Raw genomic sequence first — 14579 nt, 5'->3', positions numbered from 1 at the left:
TTAGACAGCTTAGGCTGTCTTTTTTAGTACATATATCAAGATGAAAGGAGGAGTGGCGATGACATGACAAAACGTGATGAAGCTAAGCAAGACTACTTAGCTGGTATGAAGTATAAGGAGATTGCAGATAAGCATGGTGTGTCTGTTTCAACGGTCAAGATGTGGAAGTCACGTTATTGGTCACAAAACGTCACAGATGGTCACAAAAAAGGTCACAAGGTCACAAAAAAGGTCACACTTGAAAAAGAGTTACATCCTGCCATTCAAGAGCTAGAGAATAGCGACCTTAATGACAAGCAAAAAGCCTTTGTTATGGAGTTTGTCAGACTTTCGAATGCGACACAGGCATACATCAATGCTTATGATGTAACGTACAATACTGCCATGGTTCAAGGTTCTGTGACCCTAAGAAACCCTAAGATAAAAAAAGAAATTAAACGTCTGCGTCAGGCTCGATTAAAAGAGCTTGGCATAGACGTTTTTTCGTTGGTTGATGATATGGCCAAAGAGGCCAAGGCTGATATTGGATCGTATGCCGATTGGGGTTCTGATGAGTTTCAATATACAGATGAAGCGACCGGAAAAGAGCTAACAGGACACAAGTCTTGGGTTGCTTTAAAAGATAAGTCAAAGGTAGATACCAAGGCTATTAAGAAGATTACCGTTGGTAAAGATGGCCCAATTGTAGAATTGCACGACCGAAACAAGGCTCGCAAGGAACTTCTAGAGTATTTGCGAGATAGCGGAGAAATAGCTATTGAAACAAACAAACAACGCAAGGATAAGGCAGAAGCAGACTTGTTTGAAGCTAAGGCTAAGGAACTGCAGGGTGGAGGCGATAACCAAAATGACATGTTGCACACCTTGGTTGACGGTTTAGGAGATGTTAAATGAAACTATCAGCTAAACAACATCAAGTGATTGCCGAAGTAAACCGTAATTTAGAGGATTTGAGTTTGATCGTCTTGTACGGAGCTAAGCGAAGTGGAAAAACGTTCTTAAACAACTTACTTTTCCTCATGATGGTGGCTAATGCTAAGAAGAACGCTGACGAAGTTGGCGTAGCTAACCCGCAGTACATTATTGCAGGATATACGATGTCCAACATTAAACGTAATATTATTGCCGAATTACAGAATATGGGTATTAAAATTCAAATGAACAAGTACAACGAGTTTGAATTGATGGGTGTTCGTATTGTTCAGACTTCCACTGGTTCAATCTCCGGCATTGGTCGTATTCGTGGAATGACAGCATTTGGGGCTTACATTAACGAGGCGAGCCTTTGCAATCGTCTTGTGTTTGATGAAATCCGTTCTCGTTGCTCCGGTAAAGGTGCGGTTGTTATTTGCGACACTAACCCGGACAATCCTGAACATTGGTTACTTAAGGACTACATCGAAAAGTCAGGTGAGGATGGTATCCGGGCTTATCACTTCGAGTTCGACGACAACGAGATGTTGGACGAAGGTTACAAGAAAAACTACAAGGCAACTGTTCCAACTGGCATGCTTTATGACCGCAACATTAAAGGCCTATGGGTCAGCGGGGAAGGTGCTGTCTATCCTGAATTTAACAAAGACACCATGACTGTCACTCGTAATAATGCGTTCGAACAAAGCTATGAACGATTTATGGTTGGTGTCGATTGGGGATTCAATCACCCGACAGCGTTTGCTGTGATTGGATTTAAAGATGGCAAATATACGTTGATGGAAGAGCATGTTGACAACAAGAAGCCGATTGACCATTGGATCAACGTTGCTAAAGATATTCAAGAACGCTTTGGCGATATTATCTTCTATTGTGATACGGCCAACCCAGAGCATATCTATGACCTGAAGCAGAATGGTATCAGGGCGTTTAAGGCAAACAAGAATGTAGCGAATGGTATTGAAGCGGTTGCTGACAAAATTCACAACAATAAGTTCAACGTAGTCTATGACGACTGCCCGACATTTAGGAGTGAAATATACCGCTATGTGTGGGGTAAGAACGGCGATGTAGTGAAGGAGAATGACCACTTGATGGATGCCATTCGCTATGTGATTTATAACGACAAGCTGGCCATGGAGCAGAACACAATGGACATTGCTGACTTGGCTAAGCTGAAAGGATATATGTAATGGCAGTAGTTAATAATTTTGAAAGGGACATTAAGTCGATTATGAACGGTGAGTCATTCCCGTTTGATACGGCAAGTAATATCAATTATCTGGTCAGTTCATTAGACGACCTAACTAATAATAACTATCTGATGCTTGGTAAAATTATCAAGCATTTTTTAGATCACCAAGTCCCACGGTTGCAAGTACTAGACGAGTACTCAAAAGGACTTAATTCAACAATTTATAGCCGCCCTAAGCGCCAGGAAGAAAATAAAGCTGATTACCGTAGGGCACACAACTTTGGCAAGATTATTGCCCAGTTTGTTGCTGGTTATACGACCTCTGTACCAGTTAAGTACACCGTTGGAGATGACAGCGAACAGGAATTAATCGATACGTTCAATCAATACAACGATGTAGCGACACTTGATAATGAGCTGATGTATGACGTGGCCAAATATGGGCGAGCATATGAATTGCAATATCGTGATGAAAACTCGAACAACAACGTTAAGTTATCTAATGTATTCGAAACATTCGTTATCTATGACAACACGATTGAGCGTAATCCATTAGCTGCGGTTCGAATTGTTGAAATTGATACGCTGGACAATAACCAGACACAGTACAGTGTTAGCTTGTACACAGCTAATGAGATTATCACGTTCGCTAACATTACACAGGCTGTTGGTTCGTTGAAGGAAACAGACAGCACGCCTCACTTCTACAACCAAGTGCCAATTATCGAGTATTCAAGCAATCGTTACCGCACAGGTTGGTATGAAGATGTGATTAGTCTGATTGATGCTTATGATGCGGTTAATTCAGACACGTCCAACTATATGACTGACGTGGTTAATTCGTTGCTGGTCATTAGCGGAGATTTCCAAGCTCCCAATGGTAAGGATGGTGTAAGCCAGCTCATCAACAATATTAAGCAGTATGGTGTTCTGGCATTGCAGTCGGGAACTGACAGAGAGGGTAACAGCACAAGCATTGACGCCAAGTACATCAATCCAGAATTTAATTCCACGGCTAGTGAGAACTATCAGCAACGTTTGTTCAAGGATATCTTCATGATGTCCAACGTGCCCAATCTGGCTGATGAATCATTTGGTGGCAATGCTAGTGGCGTTGCAATGCGCTATAAGATTTTTGGTTTTGAGCAGGCGATTGCCCAGACGATGAATTCTTTCAAACGGTCACTTGGTCGGCGGTATGAATTGTTAGGCACATTAACTTCTAATTTGAAGGGTGGATTGTCTAACTATATGCCAGTCAATGTCACGTTTACACCGAACTTGCCATATGCAGTAAGCGAAGAGGTTCAAATGCTTACAAATGCTGGTATTCCACTATCTCGTAAAACAATGTATGACCAGACCCACTTCACGGATGCTACTACCGAAGAAAACAACTTAGCCATTGAACGTGAAGAAGGACTTGATCAGTCAGAGCCAATGGATAATATCAAGTTTGACTCCGACAAAGGAGATGAAGTAGATGGCGGACAAGCAGAGTAAATCATATTGGGTGCAACGTGAGTTAGATCATGCTGACGACATCAAGAAGTCGTCTGGTGAGCAGCTAAAAGTGCTGAACAAGCTATATGACCAAGCACTTAATGATATTACTGACGATATTAACCGCAATTTCATTCGATACGCCAAAGGTCAAGGAATGACGATGGATGAAGCGATGAAGTTGGCAGATAAGACCGATGTGACTCGATTCGTTGATAAAGTGAAGAAATATGTTGCTGATAAGGACTTTTCTGACAACGCTAATGCTGATTTGAAAATGTACAATCTTAAAATCCGTGTTAGTCGGCTCAAGTTATTACAACTTGAAATGGAGCTTGAAATTGATAGATTAAATGGTCGAATAACAAATAGTACAGAAGACTATTTAACGCAGCAAGCTATTGATGAATACAAGCGACAGTCAACGATACTTGGACAAAGTGTTGCTTACACCATGGAATCTGCGTCTCAACTCGTTAATACCGCTTATTCGCTCGCTGGTGAAGGCTCTTATACGTTTAGTACAAACATATGGAAAAACACAGAACAGCTTAAGAACAAGCTAAGCGAGACGTTGAATAAGGTTATCTTGCAGGGTAAGAACCCTAATCAATTCAACAAGGATTTTCGAGATGTATTCAACGTTCAGCCATCACAAGCGGGACGTTTGTTAATCACAGAAACAGCCAGAGTTCAAGGTGACGTTCAGCGTGATTCTTACAAGCAGTCAGGAATTGACATGTACGACATTGTGTATGAACGAAGAGCTTGCCAAACGTGTATTAGCATTGCGAGGTCTGGACCATATAAACTATCAAAAGCAGAAGTTGGTACGAACATGTACCCTTTTCATCCGAATTGTATGTGCTCAATTATGCCAGCTACGGAGAATACGAAAGATGAAAAAATTCATGTTATTAATAGCTCAGGGAAATTAATAGAACGTCTTCGCAAAATTGATTACAAAAACAGTGACACTGGTACTCAGGATACAATTAACAAGTTGCTTAGCGGCGAGTGGACGAGTAAAATCAATAATGAAAAGCAGGCGCCTCATATTGAGAGCACGCGTCAAAAAGGGAAAAGTTATTTTGCGGATGATGTGGATGTTCAAAAGTTGTTGGATAAGTATGCAGGCACTGGTAAACGACAAACTACTTTTTCTGGTAATTTAAAAAATACTGAAACAATAAACATTCCCAATTTAAAGGGTGAAGTGATTAGTAAACAAGGTTCTTTTGATATTGATGGTATCAAGATTCATTATTCAAAAGATAGATTGCATATTGTCCCGTGGAGAGATACAAATGAAAAATAATTTTAAAGTTAAATATGATTTTTTAGGAAAAAGAATTAAGGCAGTTTCTACTGAAGGAGATGTAGTTTACGGAACATTAACTACTCAAAACAACCCATTAGATACTGAAAGCGGTGAAGTTGAATATGACATTCTGGGAGACAATGGTCAACGATATTCCGCTTCTGAAAGTGAGATAAAGTCAATGACTGTAATTGACTAAACTAAGCATTCACATTTGTGAGTGCTTTTTTTGTGACCTGAATATGTCCTAAAACTGTTCGAATAACAATTATCGTGTACGGACTAGTATTTGATAGCAATAAGAATTTAAAGACGTGTATGGGGCTCTGTGAGTCGTGTATGGGTCTTTTTATTTTGCTGTCGATTAGGTGTGTATGGGAGGAGTAAGAAATGGAAAACAAAGATTCACAAACCGAAGTTGTAGAAGAGCAGAACGAAGATAAACAAGCTGAAACCAAGAAAAACGGCATTAGCTTTGAATCTCAATCTGAACTCGATAGCTTTATGGACAAGAAAGTTTCAAAGGCAATTGAAACGGCCCGTAGTAAGTGGGAAGAAGAAGCCAAGGAACGTGAAGACAAGGCTAAGAAGCTGGCCCGCATGACAGAAGCTGATCGAATTAAGGCAGAACAAGCTGACCGAGATAAGGAATTATCAAAGCGTGAGCAGGAATTGAAGCGACTCGAATATTCAATTCAAGCCAAGTCTACATTGGCTGAAGCTGGCCTACCTAATGAAGACGAATTGGTGTCGTTGATTCTAAGCGATGACGTGGAGACAACGAACAATAACATCAACTATCTCAAGAAGGTGATTGCTGATTCTGTCAACAAGCGAGTTGATGAGCTGTCCAAGCAAAAGACGCCTAACGCTTCATCTACCAAGCTAAGTGGTGCTGTTTCAATTGCTGAATTGGCACAAAAAAACCGTGTAATTAAATAAAGGAGAATAAAACATGGTACAACAATTTAACCCGAACAACGTGATGACCACTCAATCTGTTCCATCAGACGTGGCCACAACTATTATTGACCGAATCATGGGTCAATCAGCTATCTTGCAAGTCGCTAAGAACGTTGAAATGCAGGGCCAAAAGACGAAGAAGTTCTCGTTCATGACTGGAGTGGGCGGTGCTTACTGGACTGGTGAAACACAACGCATTGCCACTTCCAAGCCTACATTCTTGCAAGCAAAGTTGGAAGCAAAGAAGTTGGCCGTCATTATTCCTGTGTCTAAGGAATTCTTGAACTATTCCTACTCTAACTTCTTCTCAGAAGTAACACCATTGATTGTTGAACAAATGGACAAGGCAATTGACTTGGCTGTCATCAAGGGAATTAACACCCCTTACGCTGATTCTTTGGCTAACGCTGCTAAGACGAATGGGGCAGTGTTGACTGGCGATATCAACTATGACAACATTTTGGCTTTGGAAAACAAGCTCTATGACAAGGGATTACAAGGTAACGCCTTCCTGTCAACTTTGACGAATAACCCAGCCTTGCGTACATCTATTCAAAAGGATGCTGGTTTGTATCCAGACAAGTTGTATGATTCAGCAGCAAAGACATTGGACGGAATGCCTGTTGTTGATACGCAACAAGGCGTATTGAACAAGGGCGACTTGGTATTTGGTAACTTTGATTACTTGTACTACGGATTGCCAGGTAATTTGGAAGTTGAACTGGACAAGTCAGCTCAATTGTCAACATTGACGAACGCTGATGGTACTCCAATCAATTTGTACGAACAAGACATGGTAGCCATGAAGGTGACAATGGACGTTGCCGTATTGCCAGTACGTCAGGATGCGTTTGCAACTCTGAACGTAACCACTGGTGATGATGTTCTTGGTGCCGTTCCTGGAGAAGGAACAGACTCTAATGACAAGAACGCAAAGGCTAACACTAAGGCAAAGCCAGCTACTGAATCAAAGTAAGGAGGCCTTAAATGACTGATAAGCCAAGTGTCCTTGATACAGTCAAGACATTGGCGGGCATTAAGGACAATTTACAAGATGATGTGATCAAAACGCTAGAAGTAATGACTTGCGACCAATTGGCCATGTTAGTTGATGAAGACTCAGTCCCTAAGAAGCTCGAACCGATTATTCAGCATGTTGTTTTGGCTCGATTTAATCGGTTGGGTAATGAGGGCTATTCTTCGTATTCACAAGAGGGAGAGTCAATCAGCTATCCAAGCAGTGACTTTGATGAGTATTCATCAACAATCTCTCGATATATGGCCGAGCAGAACCGTGGAAAGATTATCATGTGGTGATTATATGCGGTATAACAAGCGATTGCAGTTCGTTGACGACAAGTTAGTCAAGCAACAGGAAGTATACCCAGTCAACGTGACGAGTATGGGAGTTAAAGCCCAGAATCTAGTGTTTGGTTCGGTTAAGCAGGGACGGATTGCGGTTCGATTCCAAAACAAGGTGAATGTGCGGTCAGGGTACATGGTAATTGATGGCGATAATTTTAAGATTGAGAACAGTACCTATACTGATCGTGCTTCAACTATTTACGGGGTAGAATATCGTGGCAGACTTTGAAGTAAAATTTGATGGTTTTGATGATTTGATTAAGCGAATTGATGAAGTTGGCAAGATGAAAGAAGCCAAAGAAGCTGTCAAAGAGTCAACAGTCAATGTTGCAAGAAAGAGTTTGGAACTTGTTCCTGTTGGATATGGCCAGCGCTACTCTGTTAAGTCAAAGAAGCCAAAAGGATATGTAGGTGGAACATTAAAGCGCAGCCAAAAAGTAACAATTACTGACTACACTGGCATGGTTTCATTCAATACTGATTACGCAGCTTATCAGGAATATGGAACACGTTATCAAACGGCCCGTAAGTATCTTGGCACGCCGTTCATCAAAGAAAGAAGTAGCTTTATTTCAAAGCTAAAGAGGTTGGCAAAATGAGCAACCCGTACAACGAAATATTTCAGACAGTAATTGAACTGTCAAAAAAACAAGGATATGACACATTCGACTATTTGCCGGATGAAAACCAGTCATATCCTTTTGTTTTTGTCGGTAATCAGCAAAACACAGATATTCAAACTAAAGGGCGGATGTTAGGGACAACACATATTCAAATCGATGTGTATGCGGAGTTCAATCACCGTTCTGAAGTGCTAGATATCATGGATGATTTACAAGCCACAGTTATCAATTATCAACATACAGATAACTTCAAATATCAAGTGACCAACACCAGTCAGCAAATGATTGCTGATCAATCAACGGATATCCCGTTGTGGCACGGGGTTTTGGAACTTGATATTCAGTATTTATAAGAAGGAGATACAAGAATGAATACACCACTTAAGGGTAAGGACAAGGTCTTGATGTTCCGCTTGTTCCAGGATAAGGATAAGGCGAGTGCAACACGATTGGCCTTGCAAACGACTCATTCAATTAAGAATAGTCGCAAAAATGATTCAACGCCAACTAAGGATGGCAACATCGTTTCTGCTGGAACGTTGGAAACGACTATCGACATTGAGGCCATTGCTTCGGATGATTTGACAAATCAAGTTTTGGCTTATGCCCAAAAGAAGGGCCTGGAAGTTGAAGTATGGGAAATTGACTTTTCTCAAGATCCACAAAATGGCAAGTATGTGGCGCAATATGGTGTCGGGTACTTGTCTGATTGGGAAGTTCCAGCCGAAGTTGATAGCAACACCACGATCAAGACCACTTTGACCATTTCTGGTGAATTGGTTAAGGGTCTTGCAACGGTATCTGCCGTAGACGTTGCTACTGTTAAAAACTTCTTCCGTGACACAGTGAAGAACCCAACAGAAGTTACCCCAATTGATGAAGCACCAGATTATGGTACGGAGAAAAAGGGTACACAATCTTCATCCGCTACACCATCTAAGTAAATTAACTAAACGTCGCCGAGTAAATACACAGTACTGGAAAGGGCGGCTGATTATGAAAGGAATTAATTATGGCACAAACAACGATTACTATTAACGGAAACCAATACGACTTGAAGGTTACATTTAAGTTCTTGTCTGCTTTTGGAATTGTGAAGAACGATTTTGAAAACAATATCGAAGCGATGGGAAACATCGTCATGGGAATTGTAGGTGGGGACGCCTTCGCTCTTACAAAAGCATTGTCTGCAATGTCAGGTAAAAGCGAAGCAGATGTTCAAGCGGACGTTGAAAATGCGGACGATTTGGACGAGGCATTTGAAGCCGTTGAAAATTTATTAGTAACCAGTCCATTAACCAAGACGACGGTGTCAAAGATTATCAATCCAATCAAGGAAACGTTCGACAACATGGACAAGAAGATGGAAGAAGCAATGAAGGACGGAAGCCTGACGGCAAACTCAAATACTCCAGCTTAATTCGTCGAGCATTCTATGTATGGCCTAGTGCCAGCATGGAACAAATTGAAATGATGACTATGGAGGAGCTTCATCTAAGGGAGCAGGCCCATGATTTGCACTCGATTGACAAGAAAGAGTTAATGACAAACTTTGCTTTTGAGAATCGCATGGTTCAGGGCGCAGATGAGCAAGGTAAATATGTTATTAAGGAACCTTCGCAAATGTACGACTTCAAAAAAATGCGCAAGCAAATTACGGGCGAAATTGCGCAAGATGAAGTGAAGGTCAATCATCTAAAAGAATTGTCCGAGCGAGCCAAAAAAGCTCGTGAAGAAGCGTTAAAAGAATTGAGGAAAGGAGGTAATTAATGGCAGATAATTACAGCATTAATGCTGTTTTTAGCTTAAAGGATATGTTTTCCGGTCCGCTTGATAAGATTAAGCGGAATATGCACGATACCGCTCAAGAACCTAAAAAGCTGACGGATAGTTTAGCTGGCATCGCCAAAGGAGCTGGTGTTTTTACTGTTGTTAGTAAAGGACTAGATACCGTTAAAGATAGCGTAGGTAGTGCGGTTGCCCGTTTTGATACGTTGAATCAATACCCAAAAGTGATGAAGCAAATGGGCTACAGCACTGATGACACAAATCAGGCTATTAATGTTTTGAAGAGCGGAATTGAAGGTCTTCCAACTGCTTTACAAGACATCACTAAAAACGCACAAAGCTTTGCTATATTGACCGGTTCTGCCAAAAAAGGTGCAGATACCGCTAACGCTCTTAACGATGCTTTCTTGGCTTCTGGTGCAAGCGCGGCCGATGCAAGCCGTGGTGTTCAGCAATACAGCCAAATGTTGGCTGCTGGTAAGGTTGATATGCAATCTTGGAAAACGCTTCAAGAAACAATGCCTTATGCCTTAAACGAAGTGGCAAAGTCCTTTGGTTTAACCGGGGATTCTGCTCAAAAAGACTTGTATGCCAAATTGCAAAGTGGAGACATAACAATGTCTCAACTAAATGACCGATTTATGCAGCTTGATGGAGGATTAAACGGCTTCGCAACAACCGCTCGAACCGCAACTGGTGGAATTAACACGTCATTCGCCAACATGAAGAACGCCATTGTCAAAGGGATTACAGATTCTCTGACATCCGTTGATAATGGGCTTAAGTCTGCAGGTATTAACCGAGGAATTGCAGGACTATTGGATCAAGTGACAACTACTATCAAGTCAGCCTCTGCTAAGATTAATACATTTATAGGTTCAGCTATTCCTGAAGTTGTATCCATGCTAAGCGGTTTGTTCAGTTTTGTTGAAAACAACAAAGATTGGCTAGGTCCTTTAGTAGCCGGAATATTGTCAGCTACAATTGCTTTTAAAGCATTCATGATAACGATGAAAGCAACCGCCGTAATATCAAGTATTGTTAAAGAAATCCAACTAATTGTATTTGCATTTAATAACGTTCGTGCTTCAATAGGCGCAGCTAAAGCGGCCATGTTTGCTTTTAATGTTGCTACTGGGGCTAACCCTATCGGAGCAATTGTGTTAGCAGTCGTAGCCCTTGTTGGTGCCCTAGTTTGGTTCTTTACCCAGACAAAAATAGGAAAGCAATTGTGGGCAGACTTTGTAGAATTCTTAAAAAACTCTCTAAGTGCTTTAGCTCCAATTTTTAACGAAGCGATGAACGCTCTAAAAGAAGTAGTTTTGCCAGTGTTGGAAGTCATTGCTTCTGAGATTGGTATGTGGATTAGTGTTATTTGGAACATTATTACAACGGCTTTTAATTCAATCATGATTACGATAAAAACGGTTTGGAATATCATTGTTATCGTAATCTCAACGGCATGGAACAATATTACGGCGATTATCTCAATAGCAATTAATGTGGTTGCTAACCTCATCAAGCTAGCCACGAGCCTTATAACCGGCGATTGGTCCGGAGCGATGGAGGCTATCTCAAACATTGCTGGAGCAATTTGGGATGGTGTAACATCGATTTTTTCTAATAGTCTAAATGCTATTGGACAAATTGTTGGCCAAATTGGAAATTGGATTGTAAGTCAGTTTAATAATGCTATTAGTGGATTTTCAGATATTGCAAGGTCTATCTTTAATGGTGTTCGAAAGACTATCAGTGAAGCTATGGATATTGATTTGTTCCGAGCAGGTAAGGCAATTATTGATGGTTTTGTCAAAGGAGTGAAGGAAACCTGGGAAAAGGGAAAGAAAATTTTTAAAGATATCACCGACGCCATCCCTAAATTGAAGGGGCCTTATTCATACGATAAGGTTTTGCTAACCCCGGCAGGTAATGCCATTATGGATGGGTTGAACAACGGTATTATGAATGGCTACAAAACTGTTAAATCTAATCTTTCAGGTATGGCTGATAATCTTGAAAGCGAGTTTAGCGGACAGCTAAGTGCTGATACAAGTCAGACAAACCGAAGTATTAACCAAGTTGAATTGACGGCTAATAACTCAACCAATGGGTTATTGCGAGAAGTCGTGAAGGCTATTCGCGAAGGCCAAGTGATTACTATTAACGGTAATCAAATGATTGGCGCAACGGCCAATGGATATGACGGCGCACTGGGAGACATTATGACTGATAGGAGGCGCAACCAACTATGATTGACATTGTTGAAAAAATAGAATTTGGTCAGTTTGATTCTAAGGAAGAAGGTTTTTATTTGGTCGAGCGAGACGCGCCCACTCCTTCGGAAAAGACGGTCACTGAAAACTTAAGTTATGCCAACGGAATCTTGGACTTCTCCAATATCACTGGTGAACGCTTTTATGACCAGCGAACGATTACTTATCAATTTACGATGCCAAACGTTGCTTATTCGGAGCGAAAGCTCGTAGAAAACAAGGTTAAGCGAATGATTATGGCGCCGTTTGACCAACGCCTCTATGACAGTCACGATAAGGGTTATTACTGGGTTGGCAAAGCCAAGAACGTTAAAATTGATGATGACCAAGCTAACAACAAGTTAGTTTTAAGTATCGATTTTGACCTCTACCCGTTTGCTATCAAAAATAATAGCAGTGTTGATAACTATGACGATTGGGATAGCTTTGACTTCGATAACGATTTCATTCAACCGTTTTCATACGAAGTTGACGGGCAACGTGAACTTGATTTGATGAACATTGGCGAAAATAGCCTAAGTCCAACCGTTGTGACGAGTGATGTCATTGAAGTAATCAAGAATGGGCAGTCGTACCAATTCAGCCCTGAGAAGGCGAAGGACTACCTATTTTCTCTGGAGCGTGGCAACAACCATGTGACGATTAGGGGCAAGGCAACGATTCGTTTTGTTATTCAAAGTGAGGTGTTGCTCTAATGTATCGAGTAATTGTTTATAAAAACGCCAGTGACCAAGTGGGCGAGGTTCTTCATGAACCACGTAACTATGGCAATAAGGCCATTTCTGGTGAATTGGATATGCAGTTTAACGGCGTATCGACCGCCTCATTTACTATCACAATGAAAAATAGCCTCTATCGTCAGTCAGAAGCCATTGCTAACCTTGTTAAGGTGATTGATACCAACACAGGGAAAGTCGCCTTTGACGGGCGCGTGGTAAAGATTGACGGGGCGTTTAGTGGTAGCCACACCCAAACGTTACAGTGCGAGGACTGTTTGGCCTATTTGCACGATAGCACGCAGGTTTATCGCAAGGTTCAAAACACGAGCATTCGTGACTTCTTGCAGATGATTGTCGATGAGCACAATCGGCAAGTTGAGCCCTACAAGCGTTTCCAATTAGGTCGTGTAACCGTCGTTAATAGTACGGACAATGTCTATCGTTACACGGATGATGCTCAAGACACTTTTGACACAATTAAAGACAAGCTGGTCAGTCGCTTAGGCGGCTTTTTAATTTGGCATCGTGATGGCAATGGTCAATTAGTGTTGGAGTATTTAGCCAGTGTTGGCGAACATATCGACACACCCATCAAGTTGGGTAAGAACCTTAAGAGTGCCAAGCGTGAGTATGATGTCCGAGACATTATCACTCGACTAGTGCCAATTGGGTCGCCGCTTGAACAGGGGCAGACGGAACAGTCCAGTGATGACACGGCCGCTGCTCAACCAAAAACGACGATTGAGTCGGTCAATAATGGGATTCGATACTTAGATGATACGGCTTTGGTCAGTCGATTTGGAATTATTCAAAAGGCGGTCGAATGGAACAACGTGAAGGTGCCTAGTATCTTGAAGACGAAAGGGCAAGAATACCTGCAAAAGCAACGAGTGGGTCTCTTGACTTGGTCCGTTGATGTGGTTGATATTTCGCTTTTAGACCCGACTTACAAGTCCTTTGAAATGGGCAACTTTTACCCCATCCATGACCAGTTTTTAGGATTGGTTGAAGATTTGCAGGTTGTTGCTAAGAAGTTAGATATTACGCAACCACACAAGATGTCCTTAACGATTGGCACTAAGAACCGAACCTTGTCGCAGTATCAGCTCGACTATCAGGCGGCCATGCAGTATGCCGAACAACAAAGGCAGAATGCACAACAGACGGCTAATGATTTGAAGAACCGTATCAAAGAGCTGGTTGAAACGACGAATCGTATTCCAGAACAAGATGCGGAAATTGCCGAGTTGCAAAAACGATTGAAGGAACTAGAAAGCCAACAAGAAGCGCAGTATCACGAAGGAGTCATCATTGACGTATCAGAGTTCCAGGGAGACATTGACTGGTCAAAGGTGGTTCAGTCGGGACTGTCCTTGGCAATTGTTCGCGTTCAGTATGGCGCCAATCGTGCTGATTTAAAGTATCAACAAAACATATCTGCCTTAGGACGCACAGGAGCTAATTATGCCGTTTATTCGTACATGACGGCTGATGACACTGTTAGTGCAGAAAAAGAGGCACAGGCGCTTTATACGAGAACACAGCAGGCAGGAAATGGCAAGTCGCCTCGCTTCTATATGGTTGACGTAGAAGAGACCACGGGCAACGATATGCGAGGAATTGTTGAAGCCTACATGAACAAGTTGAATAGCTTGGGCGTTGCTGATAACAAGATTGTCTTGTATATCTCTAACCACTTGTACAGATCGTTTAATCTCAACGTCGGCCGAGCAGGTTCAGTGATGATTCCGGCTTATCGTGCAACGCCACCAGACCATGCTTATGATTTATGGCAATACACAAGTACTGGGTCAGTCAGTGGTATCACTGGCAATGTTGATATGAACAAAGATTATTCAAACCGCTTTAAGGAGCGTTATTTGAGAAAGGAGTAGA

General features: G+C 41.7%; 16 protein-coding genes. All 16 read left to right on the top strand.

Translation table 11 applies throughout. The features are described from left to right. The first annotated feature begins 63 nt into the window (after positions 1-63). Positions 64-894, top strand: coding sequence for a terminase small subunit (locus tag NFX39_RS02285; RefSeq protein ID WP_252442641.1), 831 nt, complete (start codon positions 64-66; stop codon positions 892-894). Continuing rightward, positions 891-2126 (top strand): PBSX family phage terminase large subunit, encoded by a 1236-nt coding sequence (locus NFX39_RS02280; protein ID WP_252442639.1) that lies wholly within the window; start codon positions 891-893, stop codon positions 2124-2126. The genes NFX39_RS02285 and NFX39_RS02280 overlap by 4 nt, the downstream gene beginning before the upstream one ends. Continuing rightward, positions 2126-3631 carry a phage portal protein gene (locus tag NFX39_RS02275; protein WP_252442637.1) on the top strand — a complete coding sequence of 502 codons (1506 nt, stop codon included), beginning with the start codon at positions 2126-2128 and terminating at the stop codon, positions 3629-3631. The genes NFX39_RS02280 and NFX39_RS02275 overlap by 1 nt, the downstream gene beginning before the upstream one ends. Further along, on the top strand, positions 3612-4949 hold the full coding sequence (locus NFX39_RS02270; RefSeq protein WP_248657289.1) for a minor capsid protein: 1338 nt from the start codon (positions 3612-3614) through the stop codon (positions 4947-4949). Before NFX39_RS02275 ends, NFX39_RS02270 begins: the two co-directional genes overlap by 20 nt. Continuing rightward, complete coding sequence (locus tag NFX39_RS02265; RefSeq protein WP_248657290.1) at positions 4939-5151, top strand: hypothetical protein; 213 nt, start codon at positions 4939-4941, stop codon at positions 5149-5151. Before NFX39_RS02270 ends, NFX39_RS02265 begins: the two co-directional genes overlap by 11 nt. A gap of 191 nt (positions 5152-5342) precedes the next feature. Further along, entirely contained in the window at positions 5343-5894 is a 552-nt protein-coding gene (locus tag NFX39_RS02260) for a DUF4355 domain-containing protein (protein WP_248657291.1), read from the top strand. Between the two features lie 13 nt (positions 5895-5907). Continuing rightward, on the top strand, positions 5908-6891 hold the full coding sequence (locus NFX39_RS02255) for a phage major capsid protein (protein WP_248657292.1): 984 nt from the start codon (positions 5908-5910) through the stop codon (positions 6889-6891). Between the two features lie 11 nt (positions 6892-6902). Next, positions 6903-7232, top strand: a complete 330-nt coding sequence (locus NFX39_RS02250; protein WP_248657293.1) for a phage head-tail connector protein — start codon at positions 6903-6905, stop codon at positions 7230-7232. Positions 7233-7495: 263 nt separating this feature from the next. Further along, the gene (locus NFX39_RS02245; RefSeq protein WP_213792970.1) at positions 7496-7879 is read left to right on the top strand and encodes an HK97-gp10 family putative phage morphogenesis protein; all 384 of its coding nucleotides are present in this window, start codon (positions 7496-7498) and stop codon (positions 7877-7879) included. Beyond that, the gene (locus tag NFX39_RS02240; RefSeq protein WP_252442635.1) at positions 7876-8256 is read left to right on the top strand and encodes a hypothetical protein; all 381 of its coding nucleotides are present in this window, start codon (positions 7876-7878) and stop codon (positions 8254-8256) included. The genes NFX39_RS02245 and NFX39_RS02240 overlap by 4 nt, the downstream gene beginning before the upstream one ends. A gap of 15 nt (positions 8257-8271) precedes the next feature. Further along, a complete protein-coding gene (locus tag NFX39_RS02235; RefSeq protein ID WP_252442634.1) occupies positions 8272-8847 on the top strand; it encodes a phage major tail protein, TP901-1 family in 576 nt (191 codons plus the stop codon). Between the two features lie 68 nt (positions 8848-8915). Beyond that, positions 8916-9323 carry a tail assembly chaperone gene (locus NFX39_RS02230; protein WP_252442632.1) on the top strand — a complete coding sequence of 136 codons (408 nt, stop codon included), beginning with the start codon at positions 8916-8918 and terminating at the stop codon, positions 9321-9323. A 35-nt stretch (positions 9324-9358) separates the two neighbouring features. Then, positions 9359-9673 (top strand): hypothetical protein, encoded by a 315-nt coding sequence (locus NFX39_RS02225; RefSeq protein ID WP_252442631.1) that lies wholly within the window; start codon positions 9359-9361, stop codon positions 9671-9673. Then, on the top strand, positions 9673-11943 hold the full coding sequence (locus NFX39_RS02220; protein ID WP_252442629.1) for a phage tail protein: 2271 nt from the start codon (positions 9673-9675) through the stop codon (positions 11941-11943). Before NFX39_RS02225 ends, NFX39_RS02220 begins: the two co-directional genes overlap by 1 nt. Continuing rightward, a complete protein-coding gene (locus tag NFX39_RS02215; protein WP_252442627.1) occupies positions 11940-12659 on the top strand; it encodes a hypothetical protein in 720 nt (239 codons plus the stop codon). The genes NFX39_RS02220 and NFX39_RS02215 overlap by 4 nt, the downstream gene beginning before the upstream one ends. Beyond that, positions 12659-14578 (top strand): phage tail spike protein, encoded by a 1920-nt coding sequence (locus NFX39_RS02210; RefSeq protein WP_252442625.1) that lies wholly within the window; start codon positions 12659-12661, stop codon positions 14576-14578. Before NFX39_RS02215 ends, NFX39_RS02210 begins: the two co-directional genes overlap by 1 nt. Position 14579: the final 1 nt, after the last annotated feature.

Source organism: Fructobacillus apis (assembly GCF_023893635.1).
Lineage (GTDB): Bacteria > Bacillota > Bacilli > Lactobacillales > Lactobacillaceae > Fructobacillus > Fructobacillus apis.
The sequence above is the reverse complement of the archived record's forward strand: the minus strand, read 5'-3'. Positions and strand labels throughout refer to the sequence as shown.